Genomic DNA, 12,772 nt, shown 5'->3' on the forward strand with positions numbered 1-12,772 from the left:
ACATAGCTCAAGTTGACTGCCCAAGGGGAGATCATGACTGCTGAGTCCACGGCGTCCACACCACTCACCCTGCCCGTTCTGCCGCTCGACGACGAGGTCGTGCTGCCGGGGATGGTGGTCCCGCTGGACCTGAGCGACTCCGAGGTGCGCGCCGCGGTGGAGGCCGCACAGGCCGCCGCCCGGTCGGCGCCGGGGAAGCCCAAGGTGCTGCTGGTGCCACGCGTCGACGGGACGTACGCCAAGACCGGTGTGCTGGGCACGGTCGAGCAGGTCGGCCGGCTCGCCGACGGCGACCCGGGCGCCCTGATCCGCGGCCGCGGCCGGGTGAGGATCGGCGCCGGGACCACCGGGCCGGGCGCGGCCCTGTGGGTCGAGGGCACGAGGATCGACGAGAGCGTGCCGGACCCGCTGCCGGGTCAGGTCGCCGAACTCGTCAAGGAGTACAAGGCCCTCGCCAGCAGCTGGCTGAAGAAGCGGGGCGCATGGCAGGTCGTGGACCGCGTCCAGGCCATCGACGACGTATCCGCCCTCGCCGACAACTCCGGCTACTCGCCGTTCCTGACCACCGAACAGAAGGTCGAGCTGCTGGAGACCGCCGACCCGGTCGCCCGCCTCAAGCTCGCCACCCAGCAGCTGCGCGACCACCTCGCCGAGCAGGACGTGGCCGAGACCATCGCCAAGGACGTCCAGGAGGGCGTCGACAAGCAGCAGCGCGAGTTCCTGCTGCGCCGCCAGCTGGAGGCCGTCCGCAAGGAACTGCGCGAACTCAACGGCGACTCCAAGGACTCGGCCGAGGAGTCCGACGACTACCGCGCCCGCGTCGAGGCCGCCGACCTGCCCGAGAAGGTCCGCGAGGCGGCCCTCAAAGAAGTCGACAAGCTGGAGCGGGCCAGCGACCAGTCGCCCGAGGGCAGCTGGATCCGCACCTGGCTCGACACGATCCTCGAACTGCCGTGGAACGACCGGACCGAGGACGCGTACGACATCCAGGGCGCCAAGGCGGTCCTGGACGCCGAGCACGCGGGCCTGGAGGACGTCAAGGAGCGGATCACCGAATACCTGGCGGTGCGCAAGCGGCGCGCCGACCGCGGACTCGGCGTGATCGGCGGCCGGCGCGGCGGCGCCGTACTGGCCCTGGTCGGCCCGCCCGGCGTCGGCAAGACGTCGCTCGGTGAATCCGTGGCGCACGCCATGGGCCGCAAGTTCGTCCGCGTCGCCCTAGGCGGTGTCCGGGACGAGGCCGAGATCCGCGGCCACCGGCGTACGTACGTCGGCGCGCTGCCCGGCCGGATCGTCCGCGCGATCAAGGAGGCCGGCTCGATGAACCCGGTCGTCCTGCTCGACGAGATCGACAAGGTGGGCTCGGACTTCCGCGGCGACCCCGCGGCCGCCCTCCTCGAAGTCCTCGACCCGGCCCAGAACCACACCTTCCGGGACCACTACCTGGAGGTCGAGCTGGATCTGTCGGACGTGGTCTTCCTGGCCACCGCCAACGTCCTGGAGGCCATCCCCGAGGCCCTGCTCGACCGCATGGAGCTGGTCCGCCTGGACGGCTACACCGAGGACGAGAAGGTCGTCATCGCCCGCGACCACCTGCTCCCGCGCCAGCTGGACCGGGCCGGCCTGGACAAGGACGAGGTCACCCTCGACGAGAGCGCGCTGCGCAAGCTCGCCGGCGAGTACACGCGCGAGGCGGGCGTGCGCACCCTGGAGCGGTCGATCGCCCGGCTGCTGCGCAAGGTCGCGGCCCAGCACGAACTGGGCGAGCGGGAGCTCCCGTTCACCGTCACCGACGGCGACCTGCGCGGCCTGATCGGCCGGCCGCACCACGTCCCCGAGTCCGCCCAGGACCCGGCGGAGCGCCGCACGGCGGTCCCGGGTGTGGCGACCGGCCTGGCGGTGACCGGCGCGGGCGGCGACGTCCTGTACGTCGAGGCGTCCCTCGCCGACCCCGAGACGGGCGCGGCGGGCCTGACCCTCACCGGTCAGCTGGGCGACGTGATGAAGGAGTCGGCGCAGATCGCGCTGAGCTTCCTGCGCAGTCACGGCGCCGAGCTGGAGCTGCCCGTCGCCGACCTGAAGGACCGGGGCGTGCACATCCACTTCCCGGCGGGCGCGGTCCCGAAGGACGGCCCGAGCGCCGGCATCACGATGACCACGGCGCTCGCGTCGCTCCTGTCCGGCCGGCTGGTCCGTACGGACGTGGCGATGACCGGCGAGGTCTCGCTGACCGGCCGGGTCCTGCCCATCGGCGGCGTGAAGCAGAAGCTGCTCGCCGCGCACCGCGCCGGGGTGACCACCGTGATCATCCCCAAGCGCAACGAGCCCGACCTGGACGACGTCCCGGCCGAGGTGCTGGACAAGCTCGACGTCCACGCCGTGACCGACGTCCGCCAGGTCCTGGAGCTGGCGCTCGCGCCCGCCACGAGCGATGCGGCGCCGGAGGTTCCGGTCGCGGCGTGACGGACGCGATCGGAGAGGCAAGGCCCGGGTCCCGTGAGGGAGGCCCGGGCCTTCGCCGTGCGGCAGCCGTCGCGTCAGCCTTTCGCGAGGGCGACCACCCGGTCCAGCGCCCCGTTGAACTTGTCGTGGTCCCCGACCGTCGGTCCGGACGAGGTGTACTGCCACATGGTGTAGAACGCCCACCCCGCCGGCAGCGTCCCCGCGTCCGACGCGTACCGCGCGATCCACAGGGGGTTGTCCGACGCGAAACCGCCGTAGTTGCCCGTGCACTGGCTCCACCAGCTGGTGGCCGTGTAGATCACCGCGTCCCGTCCCGTACGCGCCTTGTACGTGTCGAGGAAGTCGGCGATCCAGCTGACCAGCGCGCTGGTGGACTTGCCGTAGCAGGCGGCGCCGTAGGGGTTCCACTCGATGTCGAGGGTGCCGGGCAGGGTCTTGCCGTCCTTGGACCAGCCGCCGCCGTGATCGACGAAGTAGTTGGCCTGGGTCGCGCCGCTCGTGGTGTCCGGGGTGGCGAAGTGGTAGGCGGCGCGGATCATGCCGACGTTGTAGGAGCCGTTGTACTGCTGGGCGAAGTACGGGTTCGTGTAGTACGTGCCTTCCGTCGCCTTCGTGTACGCCCACTTGACCCCGCTGCTCCACAGGGTCGACCAGGCGACGTTGCCCTGGTACGCGGAGACGTCGACGCCCTCGGTCTGGGTGACGGCGGTGGGTGCGGGGCTGCCGTCCTGGCCGTCGTGGGCCAGGACGCCCATGCCCATGTGGGCGGAGCCTCGGCTCGGGACGCTCGCGGCGTGCGCGGGCGACAGGGGCAGGGTGAGGGAGAGGGCCGCGAGCAGGGCGGCGGCGAGCGCGGTCGGCGGGCGTGGGAGGAAACGGGATCTGAGCACGGGCATGACATGCCTCCGGGACGAGGAGGGGGGAGGTGGGGGGAGTGGGGGGCCCACGGTGACCCACGCCGAAGTGCTGGCGCGGGCATGCCATTGATTGCCTGCCAATGAAGCTACGCACGTAGAAGACGGCGTGGAAGGGGGTCCGGATGCCGCCGTTGGTCTACGCCTGCGAAATACTTACGTAGCTGCGGCGATGACGAGATTTGGCAGAAACTTTCAGGACCGGGAAACCGAGCAGGAGTGCTGACGTGCACGAGGACGCGAACGGTGGCGGGCAACCCGTAGCCGCCGAGGTGACGCCGAGCGGTGCGGACCAGGAGTTCCTGGCGCTGGAACGCGAGTTGACGGTGCTCCTGCGGCGCGCCCGCGCCAACCAGGGAGAGATGGCCCGGGAGGTCCACCCGGACCTGGAGTCGGCCGCGTACGGCCTGCTCGTCCGCCTCGACGAGCACGGCCCCCAGCGAGCCACGGCGCTCGCCGCCTACATCGGCGTCGGCAAGGCCACCATGTCCCGCCAGCTGCGCGCCCTGGAGGAGCTCGGCCTCATCGCCCGCGAGCCGGACCCGGCGGACGGACGGGCCTGGCTGGTCGCCCTCACCGACGAGGGCCGCGGCCGCGTCGGCAAGGTCCGCGAGGCCCGCCGCGCCCGCTACGTCAGCCAGCTCGCCCACTGGGACCGACGCGAGGTGGCAGAGCTGGCGCGACTGCTGCGTGAGCTGAACGGGGTCATGGAGAAGTAGCCGCACCGGCTGCGCCCCACCGACGGGACGGCTGCTTCACCGCTGCCGCTGCCGGAGCCGGAGCCGGAGCAGACCCGCAGCCTGAGTCGCAGTCGCAGTCGCAGTCGCAGTCGCAGTCGCAGTCGCAGTCGCAGTCGCAGCCGCAGCTGGAGCCGGAGTCGCGGCGGCAGCCTGAGTCATAGCCGCAGCCGGAGCCGGAGCCGCGGCCGGAGCCTGAGTTGCGGCCGGGAGCCGCAGTCGCGGCCTGGGCCGCGGCCGGGCCGGAGTCTGGGTGCCGGCCGGAGCCGCCGTGCCCATCCGTGAGCACATGCCCGGGGCGGTGGCCGCCGGGCCGGCCACCGCGATGGCCGTGGTCCGGGCCGGGCCGGGAGCCGCGCGGGACCAGCTGTCGGTCGGCTGCAGCCGCACGCCGGGGCCGGGAGCCGCGCGGGACCAGCCGTCGGTCGGCGGCAGCCGCGCGGCCGGCCATCGGTCGGTGGCAGCCGCGCGCCGGGGCCCTGGCGGGGCTCACAGCTCCACGTACGCCACCGTCGCGTCGTCGTGCGTCTTGCTGCGCCCGAGGAACGCGCGCTCGTCCCGGTCCGCCGCCTCCAGGCCGCGTACGCGGTCGATCAGGGACCGGGCGCCCTCCTCGCGGACGACGTCGAACAGGGCCGCCCAGTCGCCCTGGCGGAACTTCTCCACCCAGCGGGTCGCGCCGTCCGTCAGCGCGGCCAGGGCGCCGACCTCGTGGCGGGGGAGGGTGCCGGTGACCGCGCGGGCGGCGACGTCCGGGTCCGCGGCGGCCGTGAAGAAGCCGCCCTCCTTGTTCCGGGCGCGGGCGTCGCACACGGCGTCGCTGACCAGCCAGGCGCGGGGGATGCGGTCGAGGCGGTCGTCCAGGACAGGGATGACGGTGCCCTCCGGGGACCGCAGGAGGAGGGCGGAGTCGGAGAGGACCAGGTGGTCGACGGCGTCCGGGGTCCAGCGGGCCAGGACCACCGTCGCCTGAGGGGTACGCGGGTGAGAAAGGTCACAGGTGGGCCCGTGTGCCTCGGTCGTTCGGCGGATCGCGCGGGCGAGTATCTCCGTGAGCGTGACATCCGGCAGCGAAACGGCCAGTTCGGTCAGCGCGCCGCCCAGCCGGGCGGTGAACCAGGCGACGGAATGCAGACACCCCGTTCCACTCTTCGGTGGGGTGACACCGTCCAGGACGACCACGCAACCGCCCTGCCCGGAGGCCGGTAGCCCGACTGCGGCGAAGTCCTCGTTGGGGCGAGTGGCATCACTGGGTTCCGAAACCAGTTCAGTACGCATTCGGCCAGTCTGCACGACCCCTTCACAAGGTCCGCCAAAGGCAGGCAACGATCACGGAATTCCCGCCACCCCGCAGGTCAGGCGCCTGTTTTGGGGTGGAATGGCGCCCTCCGGGAAGGCGTGGTGGCGAATACTGTCAAAGCCTGCCGCTGGCGTCCAACCGGCCCACCGCACAAGGCGCCTGTACGCGTCACAGGAACTTGCCCGCCAACTCCCTGCCGATGTTCACTCCTTTGGGTGGCGAGCCAGGTGATGCGCGACCACTGACCACCGGCACTGGGAGGGTCGGAGGACGGACCGTACCGGGTGTAGGCACCACTTGGCACCGATGTGACGGGGCGCCACCCGGGCCCATGGGTAGACGAGTTCAGGAATGCGAGCACCGGTGCAGAACAAGCGGCCTCGGCGCACAGGCAAGCAGACGGCCTCCGAAGAGGGCGCCGAGCGCACCCCCGTCGGCACCGGCCGTCCGACCCACGTACGCAATCGGCTGATAGTCGCCGTCGCCGTGGTGGCCGCGGCGATAGCCGGGGCGGGAGCGCCGTCCCTGCTCACCGCATCCGGGCAGCTGAGCGACTCCCAGGACCTGGTGACCCTCGCCCAGCGCACCCAGGACGCCCTCTCCCTCGCCCACTCGCTCGCCGACGAGCGCGACGAGGTCACCTCCTACATCGCGGCCGGCCGCCCCAAGTCCAAGGCGCCCACGGAGCAGCGCAGCGCCCGCGTAGACCGCCAGGTCGAGGACCTGCGCGCCGAGAGCGACACACCCGGCTCCCTGCGCACCGACCTCGACGGCATCGCCGCCGTACGCCGGGCCGCGCTCACCGGCAAGAGCACCGCCCTCGAAGCGCACCAGGCCTACTCCGCCGCCATCACCGAACTCCACGGGCTCGCGGACCAGCTGGCCGAGCAGATGCCCCCGCGGGCCGGTTCCGGCGCGTACGCGCTCGCCGAGCTGGACTCCGCCGTCGAGCAGTCCGCCGCCGCCCGCGGCCTGCTCCTGGCGGCCCTGAACGTGCCGAGCACCGAGCAGACGGTCATCAGCCCCACCACCGGCCTGCCCACCAGGACCACCACCACCTCGGCGGCCGACAGGAAGCAGCGCGACGCCCTCACCGCCGCCGCCCAGCAGGCCAGACTGCGCTCGGACGCGGCCCTCGCCGACTTCCGCGAGACCGCGCCCAAGATGTCCGTCTCCTCCTACGACTCGACGGTCACCGGCCCCGAGGTCAACTCCGCCGAGAAGTACCTCGCCTCCCTCACCGACCAGCCGACGCTCAGCGGCAGCGACCTCGGCACCAGCACCAAGAAGCTGGACGCGGCCCTGTCCGCGCGCGTCGACCTGATGCGGGGCGCCGAGTCCGCCCTCTACGACCACCGCACCAAGGACCTCGCCAAGCTGCGCGACGACGACGTCACCGCGCTGGAGATCCGGATCGCCGTCCTCGGCGCCCTGCTGCTGGTCGCCGTCGGCACCGCCACCGCCATGGCCCGCACCCTCACCCGCCCGCTGTCGGTCCTGCGCCGGGGCTCGGCCCGGCTGGCCGAGACCGAGGACCCGACGACCGCGGAACCGATCAAGTTCACCGGGCGCAACGACGAGTTCGCCCAGGTCGTCCGCTCCGTCAACGCCCTGCACGCGCACGCCGCCGCCCTCCACGAGCGCATCACCACCCTGGAGACCGACCGCAAGCACCTGGTCGGCCAGCGCCAGAAGATGGCCGACGCGCGCGAGGAACTGCGTGCCGAACTCGCCGGCTCCGCCGCCCAGCTGGAGCGGCTGCGCACCAGCATCGGCGGCACCTTCGTCAACCTCGCCCTGCGTACGCTCGGGCTCGTCGAACGCCAGCTCGCCGTCATCGAGGGCCTGGAGGAACGCGAGCACGACCCCGAGCGGCTGTCCACCCTCTTCAAGCTGGACCACTTCGCCACGGTGATGCGCCGCCACAGCGAGAACCTGCTGGTCCTCGCCGGCACCGAGCACGTCCAGCAGCACCCGGGCCCGGTCCCGCTGGTCGACGTCGTCCGGGCGGCGGTCAGTGAGATCGAGCGCTACGAACGGGTCCGCATCGCCGCCCTGCCCCCGCACGCGCACGTGGCGGGCTTCGCCGCGGATGACCTCTCCCACCTCCTCGCCGAACTGATGGAGAACGCCACCTCGTTCTCCCCGCCGGACATGCCCGTCGAGGTCTCCGGCTGGCTGCTGGAGAGCGGCGAGGTCATGCTCTCGGTGCAGGACGAGGGCATCGGCATGGCCACCGAGCGCCTGGAGCGCCTCAACTCCCGCCTCGCCGCGTTCGACCCCGAGTCGCCCTACGACGAGGAGGGCGAGGAGGGCCTCGGCCTCGGCCTGTACGTCGTGGCCCGCCTCGCCCACCGCCACGGCGCACGCGTCCACCTCCGCGAACAGAAGCAGGGCGGCGTGGCGGCGGTGGTGGTCCTCCCCGCGCCCCTGCTGACCGCCCCCCCGACGGCAGCCGTACCCGCCCCCGCCACCACGTCGGGCGGCCCCCACACCTTCTCCCTCCCGGGCGCGAACGCCGAGGCCAACTCCAACGTCCTGCCCGGCCGCTCCGCGAACGGGGACCCCCTGGTCACCCTGGCGGAGCGGGCGGTACGCAACGCGCCGGACCCGGAGGAGCCCGTACACGAGCCCGCGGAACCCCGTCCCGGACAGCCCCCGGAGACCCCCGCGGAATCCACGATGGAACTCCTACTCCCAGACCTGGACCCCACCCCCGAGCCCACCGACGCCGCAAAGCCCCCCCACCGCCCACGCACCCCCACCCACGAACCCACGCTCGCCGAAGGCGCCGAGCCCCCACAGGACCCACCCGCCCGCACCCACGCTCCCGCACCCGCCGACGGCGCAGAGCTCTCCCACCACCCACGCACCCCCACCCACGCTCCCGCACCCGCCGACGGCGTCCAGCCCCCACAAGGGCCACCCGCACCCGTCCACGATTCCCGCACGGGTGGTGCGGGTGGGAACACATCCGCCGAAGGCGAAGCCGAGGCGGCAACGGCCCAAGAACACACCCGCACAGACGACGAAGACCGGCTCACCGCCAAGGGCCTGCCCAAGCGCACCCCCAAGATCACCGCCCCCGCCCAGGCCCCACGCCAGCGCAGCGGCTCCGTGGACGCCGAAGCCCTGCGCCGCAGGCTCGGCGGCTTCCGCCAGGGGGCCCAGGCCGGCTACCGCCGAGCGGAAGCGGAAACGGCGGAGACGGCGGAGATCGCCACAACCGAAGAAGCCACGGGGGGCACAGTCGAGGAGGCAAGCAGTTGACCGCGCCCAGTACCTTCGGACTGAGCAGGGAGGCCCGCAACCTGCACTGGCTGCTGACCAACCTGGTCGAGGAAGTCCCCGGCATCCAGTCCGTCGCCGTGGTCTCCTCAGACGGCCTGCTCCTCCTGTCCTCCGACCCCACCGCGGCGGCGGAATCCCGCCAGGCCCGCCCCGGCAGGGGCGCGGGCAGGGGCCCCCGCGGCTCCTCCGCCGACCTCGCCACCATCGTCTCCGGCATCGGCAGCCTCACCGTCGGCGCCGCGAAGCTGATGAAGTTCGGCGGGGTCAAGCACACGATGGTCGCGATGGACGAGGGCAGCCTGTTCGTGATGTCGATCAGCGACGGCTCGCTGCTCGGCGTGCACGGCTCCGCGGAGTGTGACATGAGCGTGGTGGCGTACCACATGGCGCTCTTCGTCGGCCGCGCCGGCCACGTCCTGACGCCCGAACTGCGCAGCGAGCTCCGCAAGTCCATGGAGTCCGACTCGACGGGGAGCGTTCGATGAGCAGCGGCACGCCGAACAGGCTCCCCGTACGCGGCGGCGACCGCAGGCCCGCCCGCGTCCGCCCCTACTCGCTCACCGGCGGCCGTACCCGGTTCGGCCACGTCCTGCTCGTGGAGACGTTCGTGGCCAGCACGGCGGCGATCGAGGCCCCCGAGCAGCGCAGGGAACTGACAAGTGCGCCGCTCTCCGCGGTCATGCCGGAGATGCGGGCCATCGTCGAACTGTGCCGCCGTATGCGCACGGTGGCCGAGATCGCCGCGCTGCTGAAGATGCCGCTCGGCGTGGTCCGCGTACTCCTGAGCGACCTCGCGGACCAGGGAAAGATCCGTGTGTACGGAACCGGAACCAACCACGGCGTCGGCCGGCCGGACCGCGCACTGCTGGAAAGGGTGCTGAATGGACTCCGCCGTCTCTGACGCCGTCGCCCCCTTCGGGGAGACCCCGGGGACCCCCTTCGTCGAACCCGACGAGGACCTGAAGTCCTGGCAGACGGACCACACCCGGGCCCCCGTCGCGACGAAGATCGTCGTGGCGGGCGGCTTCGGCGTCGGCAAGACCACGCTGGTCACGTCCGTCTCGGAGATCACGCCTCTCCAGACCGAGGCGCTGATGACCGAGGCGAGCGAGGACACCGACGACCTCACCGCCACGCCGGGCAAGCTGACCACCACCGTGGCCATGGACTTCGGCCGCATCACGCTCGACGACGACCTGGTGCTCTACCTGTTCGGCACGCCGGGCCAGCAGCGGTTCTGGTTCATGTGGGACGACCTGGTGCGCGGCGCGATCGGCGCGGTCGTCCTCGCGGACACGAGGCGGCTCAAGGACTGCTTCCCCGCGCTGGACTACTTCGAGAGCTGCGGGTTGCCGTACGTCGTGGCGGTCAACCACTTCGACGGCAGCGAGCGCTTCGAACCGGAGGACGTGCGGGAGGCGTTGACGATCCCCGCGCACATCCCTGTCATGATCATGGATGCGCGGCGCAGAATCTCGGTGATCGAAACCCTTCTGTCCCTCGTCGGGCACGCGCTCGACGAAACCCCCGAGTAGCCCCCAAAGCAGCGATTTAGGAGCACCACCCGCATGCGGAAGATACTCGTCGTGGGGGCCGGCCAGTCCGGCCTCCAGCTCGCCCTCGGCCTCCAGTCGCACGGGTACGAGGTCACCCTGATGTCCAACCGGACCGCGGACGAGATCCGCGCCGGCCGGGTCATGTCCACCCAGTGCATGTTCGACACGGCACTCCAGCACGAGCGCGACCTCCAGCTGAACTTCTGGGAGTCCCAGGCCCCGAAGATCGAAGGACTCGGCGTCTCGGTGGCCGCCCCCGGCTCGCACGACCCGGGGCCGACGCAGCGCGCGATCGACTGGGTGGGCAAGCTCGACGGGTACGCCCAGTCGGTGGACCAGCGGGTGAAGATGGCCGGCTGGATGGAGACGTTCGCCCAGCGCGGCGGCCAGCTCGTCATCCACGGCGCGGCGGTCTCCGACCTCGACTACTTCTCCCGTACGTACGACCTCGTGCTGGTCTCGGCGGGCAAGGGCGAGCTGGTGTCCATGTTCGCCCGTGACCCCGAGCGGTCCCCGTACACCGAGCCGCAGCGCGCGCTGGCGGTCGCGTACGTGCACGGGCTCGGCCCGCACCCGGAGCACCCGGAGTACGACGCGGTCCGCTGCAACCTGGTCCCCGGAGTCGGCGAACTGTTCGTCATGCCGACGCTCACCACCTCCGGCCGCGCCGACATCCTGTTCTGGGAGGGCATACCCGGCGGCCCGCTCGACGTCTTCCACGGCGTCAAGGACCCGGCGGAACACCTCTCCCTGACCCTGGGACTCATGGAGAAGTTCACGCCCTGGGAGTACGCGCGGGCCACCAGGGTCGAACTGACCGACGCCGGCGGCACCCTCGCCGGCCGCTACGCCCCGACCGTCCGCAACCCCATCGGCCGCCTCCCCGGCGGCGGTCTGGTGCTCGGCGTGGCCGACGTGGTCGTCGCCAACGACCCGATCACCGGCCAGGGCTCCAACTCGGCCTCCAAGTGCGCCGCCGCGTACCTCGCCTCCATCCTGGAGCAGGGCGACAAGCCCTTCGACGAGGAGTGGATGCAGGCGACCTTCGACCGGTACTGGGACACGGCCCAGCACGTGACCAAGTGGACGAACGCGATGCTGGCTCCGCCGCCGGAGCACATCCTCAACCTGATCGGTGCCGCCGGTCAGCTCCAGCCGGTGGCTGATCGATTCGCCAACGGGTTCAATGATCCGGCGGACTTCGAGAACTTCTTCTATGAGCCGGAGAAGACGGGGGCGTACCTGGCGTCTGTGGCGGGAGCCTAGACGCCGTAGGGGGCGTGGGGAGCGGGCGGCTGCGGGTTGAGTGTGGTTTCTCGCGCCCACGCGGCGGAGCCGCACAATGTCTCAGCCCCGCGCCCCTGGGTGGGGCAGCCTCGGCGGGGTGTAACCGCTGAGCGGCTCCGCCTTCGGATCCGGGCGTACCGCTCCCAGTACCGGATACGTGGCGATCGGAGAGATCATGATCCGGTCGCCGGGTCTCAGGGCCTGGACCACCATTCCGTCGCCGAGGTAGAGGGCGACGTGGGTGGCCTCGGGGAAGTAGACGACGAGGTCTCCGGGGCGGATTTCGCCCAGGGGGATGTGCTGGAGCTCGGTCCACTGCTGCCGGGTGGTGCGGGGGATCGGGGCTCCGGCCTGCCGCCAGGCGCTCGAGGTCAGGCCCGGGCTGTCGTACGACGCCGGGCCCTGGGCGCCCGGCTGGTACGGCTTGCCGAGCTGTCCCACGGCGTAGCGCACCGCGCGGTCGCCCTCGGGGGACGGGGCCCGCTCGCCGCTGAGCGCGCCGGACGCCACGAACTTCCGCTGTGCGTCGGCGATTCCGTCCTGCTCGAACTCGGCGAGCGCGGCGAGCTGTTCGGCGGTGAGGGAGGCGAGCAGCTTCTCGACCTCGGCGAGCTTGCCGCGTACGTCGTCGCGTGCCTTCTTCTTCTGCTCGGCGAGGGTGAGCTGTGCGTCGAGTGCCTTGCGGGAGCGGTGGGCCAGCCGGTCGATCCGCTGCTCGCTGCTCGTCAGCCGTCCCACGGTCCTGACCCGCTCCCGTGCCAGCTGCCCGATGACGTGGCCTTCGTCGAGCGCGTGCTGTGGATCGCGGGCGAGGAGGAGGCGCAGGTACGGGGAGACGCCGGTGCTGCCCTGGTACTGCTGCCGGGCCAGCCGGCCGACGGCGCCTTGGCTGTCGTGCAGCGAGCGGCGGGCGAGGGCGAGTTCGCCCTCCAGCCGGTCCACCTCGGCGCGCTGCGCCTTCAGCTTCTCCTCGGCGGTGTCGTAGGTCTCGGTGGCCTGCTCGGCCTGCCGGTACAGCCGCTGAAGGTCCGTCAGCAGTTCGGCCACGGTCCGTGGGGGCTGTGGAGCGGCGGCCGCGGTGGCCGCGGCGGGCACGGATGCCGCGGGTGCGAGGACGGCCTGGGCCGCCACCGTGGCCGTACACACCAGGCGCAGGAGCCTTCCTGACACGACATCACCTCCGGTGCGGCAGGCGGACCATCCGCCTTTCGTATTTCCGCACCG

At 72.0% G+C, this 12,772-nt stretch carries 10 protein-coding genes; 7 read left to right on the plus strand and 3 right to left on the minus strand.

Features of this window, described 5'->3' with window-relative positions; genetic code table 11:
* Positions 1 to 33 precede the first annotated feature (33 nt).
* Positions 34 to 2,463 carry an endopeptidase La gene (lon, locus tag ACFY01_RS27625; protein ID WP_390738428.1) on the plus strand — a complete coding sequence of 810 codons (2,430 nt, stop codon included), beginning with the start codon at positions 34 to 36 and terminating at the stop codon, positions 2,461 to 2,463.
* Positions 2,464 to 2,537: 74 nt separating this feature from the next.
* Here the strand turns inward: lon and ACFY01_RS27630 are convergent, their stop codons facing one another.
* On the minus strand, positions 2,538 to 3,359 hold the full coding sequence (locus tag ACFY01_RS27630) for a lysozyme (protein WP_390738429.1): 822 nt from the start codon (positions 3,357 to 3,359) through the stop codon (positions 2,538 to 2,540).
* A gap of 245 nt (positions 3,360 to 3,604) precedes the next feature.
* On the opposite strand from ACFY01_RS27630, the gene ACFY01_RS27635 reads away from it, so the two are divergent.
* Positions 3,605 to 4,096 carry a MarR family winged helix-turn-helix transcriptional regulator gene (locus ACFY01_RS27635; protein ID WP_390738430.1) on the plus strand — a complete coding sequence of 164 codons (492 nt, stop codon included), beginning with the start codon at positions 3,605 to 3,607 and terminating at the stop codon, positions 4,094 to 4,096.
* Positions 4,097 to 4,603: 507 nt separating this feature from the next.
* Here ACFY01_RS27635 and ACFY01_RS27640 read toward each other — a convergent pair.
* Positions 4,604 to 5,392 carry a protein phosphatase 2C domain-containing protein gene (locus tag ACFY01_RS27640; RefSeq protein ID WP_390738431.1) on the minus strand — a complete coding sequence of 263 codons (789 nt, stop codon included), beginning with the start codon at positions 5,390 to 5,392 and terminating at the stop codon, positions 4,604 to 4,606.
* Positions 5,393 to 5,777: 385 nt separating this feature from the next.
* On the opposite strand from ACFY01_RS27640, the gene ACFY01_RS27645 reads away from it, so the two are divergent.
* Genes ACFY01_RS27645 through ACFY01_RS27665 form a run of 5 tightly spaced genes read left to right on the plus strand, consistent with a single transcriptional unit; the run spans position 5,778 to position 11,527 of the window.
* Positions 5,778 to 8,684 carry a nitrate- and nitrite sensing domain-containing protein gene (locus ACFY01_RS27645; protein WP_390738432.1) on the plus strand — a complete coding sequence of 969 codons (2,907 nt, stop codon included), beginning with the start codon at positions 5,778 to 5,780 and terminating at the stop codon, positions 8,682 to 8,684.
* Positions 8,681 to 9,190, plus strand: a complete 510-nt coding sequence (locus ACFY01_RS27650) for a roadblock/LC7 domain-containing protein (protein WP_390738433.1) — start codon at positions 8,681 to 8,683, stop codon at positions 9,188 to 9,190. Before ACFY01_RS27645 ends, ACFY01_RS27650 begins: the two co-directional genes overlap by 4 nt.
* Positions 9,187 to 9,606, plus strand: coding sequence for a DUF742 domain-containing protein (locus ACFY01_RS27655; RefSeq protein ID WP_390738434.1), 420 nt, complete (start codon positions 9,187 to 9,189; stop codon positions 9,604 to 9,606). Before ACFY01_RS27650 ends, ACFY01_RS27655 begins: the two co-directional genes overlap by 4 nt.
* Positions 9,587 to 10,240: an ATP/GTP-binding protein gene (locus tag ACFY01_RS27660; protein ID WP_390738435.1), complete on the plus strand. Its 654-nt coding sequence runs from the start codon at positions 9,587 to 9,589 to the stop codon at positions 10,238 to 10,240. The genes ACFY01_RS27655 and ACFY01_RS27660 overlap by 20 nt, the downstream gene beginning before the upstream one ends.
* 33 nt (positions 10,241 to 10,273) lie before the next feature.
* Positions 10,274 to 11,527 carry a styrene monooxygenase/indole monooxygenase family protein gene (locus tag ACFY01_RS27665; protein ID WP_390738436.1) on the plus strand — a complete coding sequence of 418 codons (1,254 nt, stop codon included), beginning with the start codon at positions 10,274 to 10,276 and terminating at the stop codon, positions 11,525 to 11,527.
* An 81-nt stretch (positions 11,528 to 11,608) separates the two neighbouring features.
* Here the strand turns inward: ACFY01_RS27665 and ACFY01_RS27670 are convergent, their stop codons facing one another.
* Positions 11,609 to 12,718, minus strand: a complete 1,110-nt coding sequence (locus tag ACFY01_RS27670; RefSeq protein WP_390738437.1) for an NlpC/P60 family protein — start codon at positions 12,716 to 12,718, stop codon at positions 11,609 to 11,611.
* Positions 12,719 to 12,772 lie beyond the last annotated feature (54 nt).

Source organism: Streptomyces sp. NPDC001480 (assembly GCF_042894725.1).
Taxonomy (GTDB): Bacteria; Actinomycetota; Actinomycetes; order Streptomycetales; family Streptomycetaceae; genus Streptomyces.

Bases quoted from the DNA above. Each gene is read 5' to 3' on its own strand.
- lon (WP_390738428.1), top strand. From the start codon at position 34: ATGACTGCTGAGTCCACGGCGTCCACACCACTCACCCTGCCCGTTCTG.
- ACFY01_RS27630 (WP_390738429.1), bottom strand. From the start codon at position 3,359: ATGCCCGTGCTCAGATCCCGTTTCCTCCCACGCCCGCCGACCGCGCTC.
- ACFY01_RS27640 (WP_390738431.1), bottom strand. From the start codon at position 5,392: ATGCGTACTGAACTGGTTTCGGAACCCAGTGATGCCACTCGCCCCAAC.
- ACFY01_RS27655 (WP_390738434.1), top strand. From the start codon at position 9,187: ATGAGCAGCGGCACGCCGAACAGGCTCCCCGTACGCGGCGGCGACCGC.
- ACFY01_RS27660 (WP_390738435.1), top strand. From the start codon at position 9,587: ATGGACTCCGCCGTCTCTGACGCCGTCGCCCCCTTCGGGGAGACCCCG.
- ACFY01_RS27665 (WP_390738436.1), top strand. From the start codon at position 10,274: ATGCGGAAGATACTCGTCGTGGGGGCCGGCCAGTCCGGCCTCCAGCTC.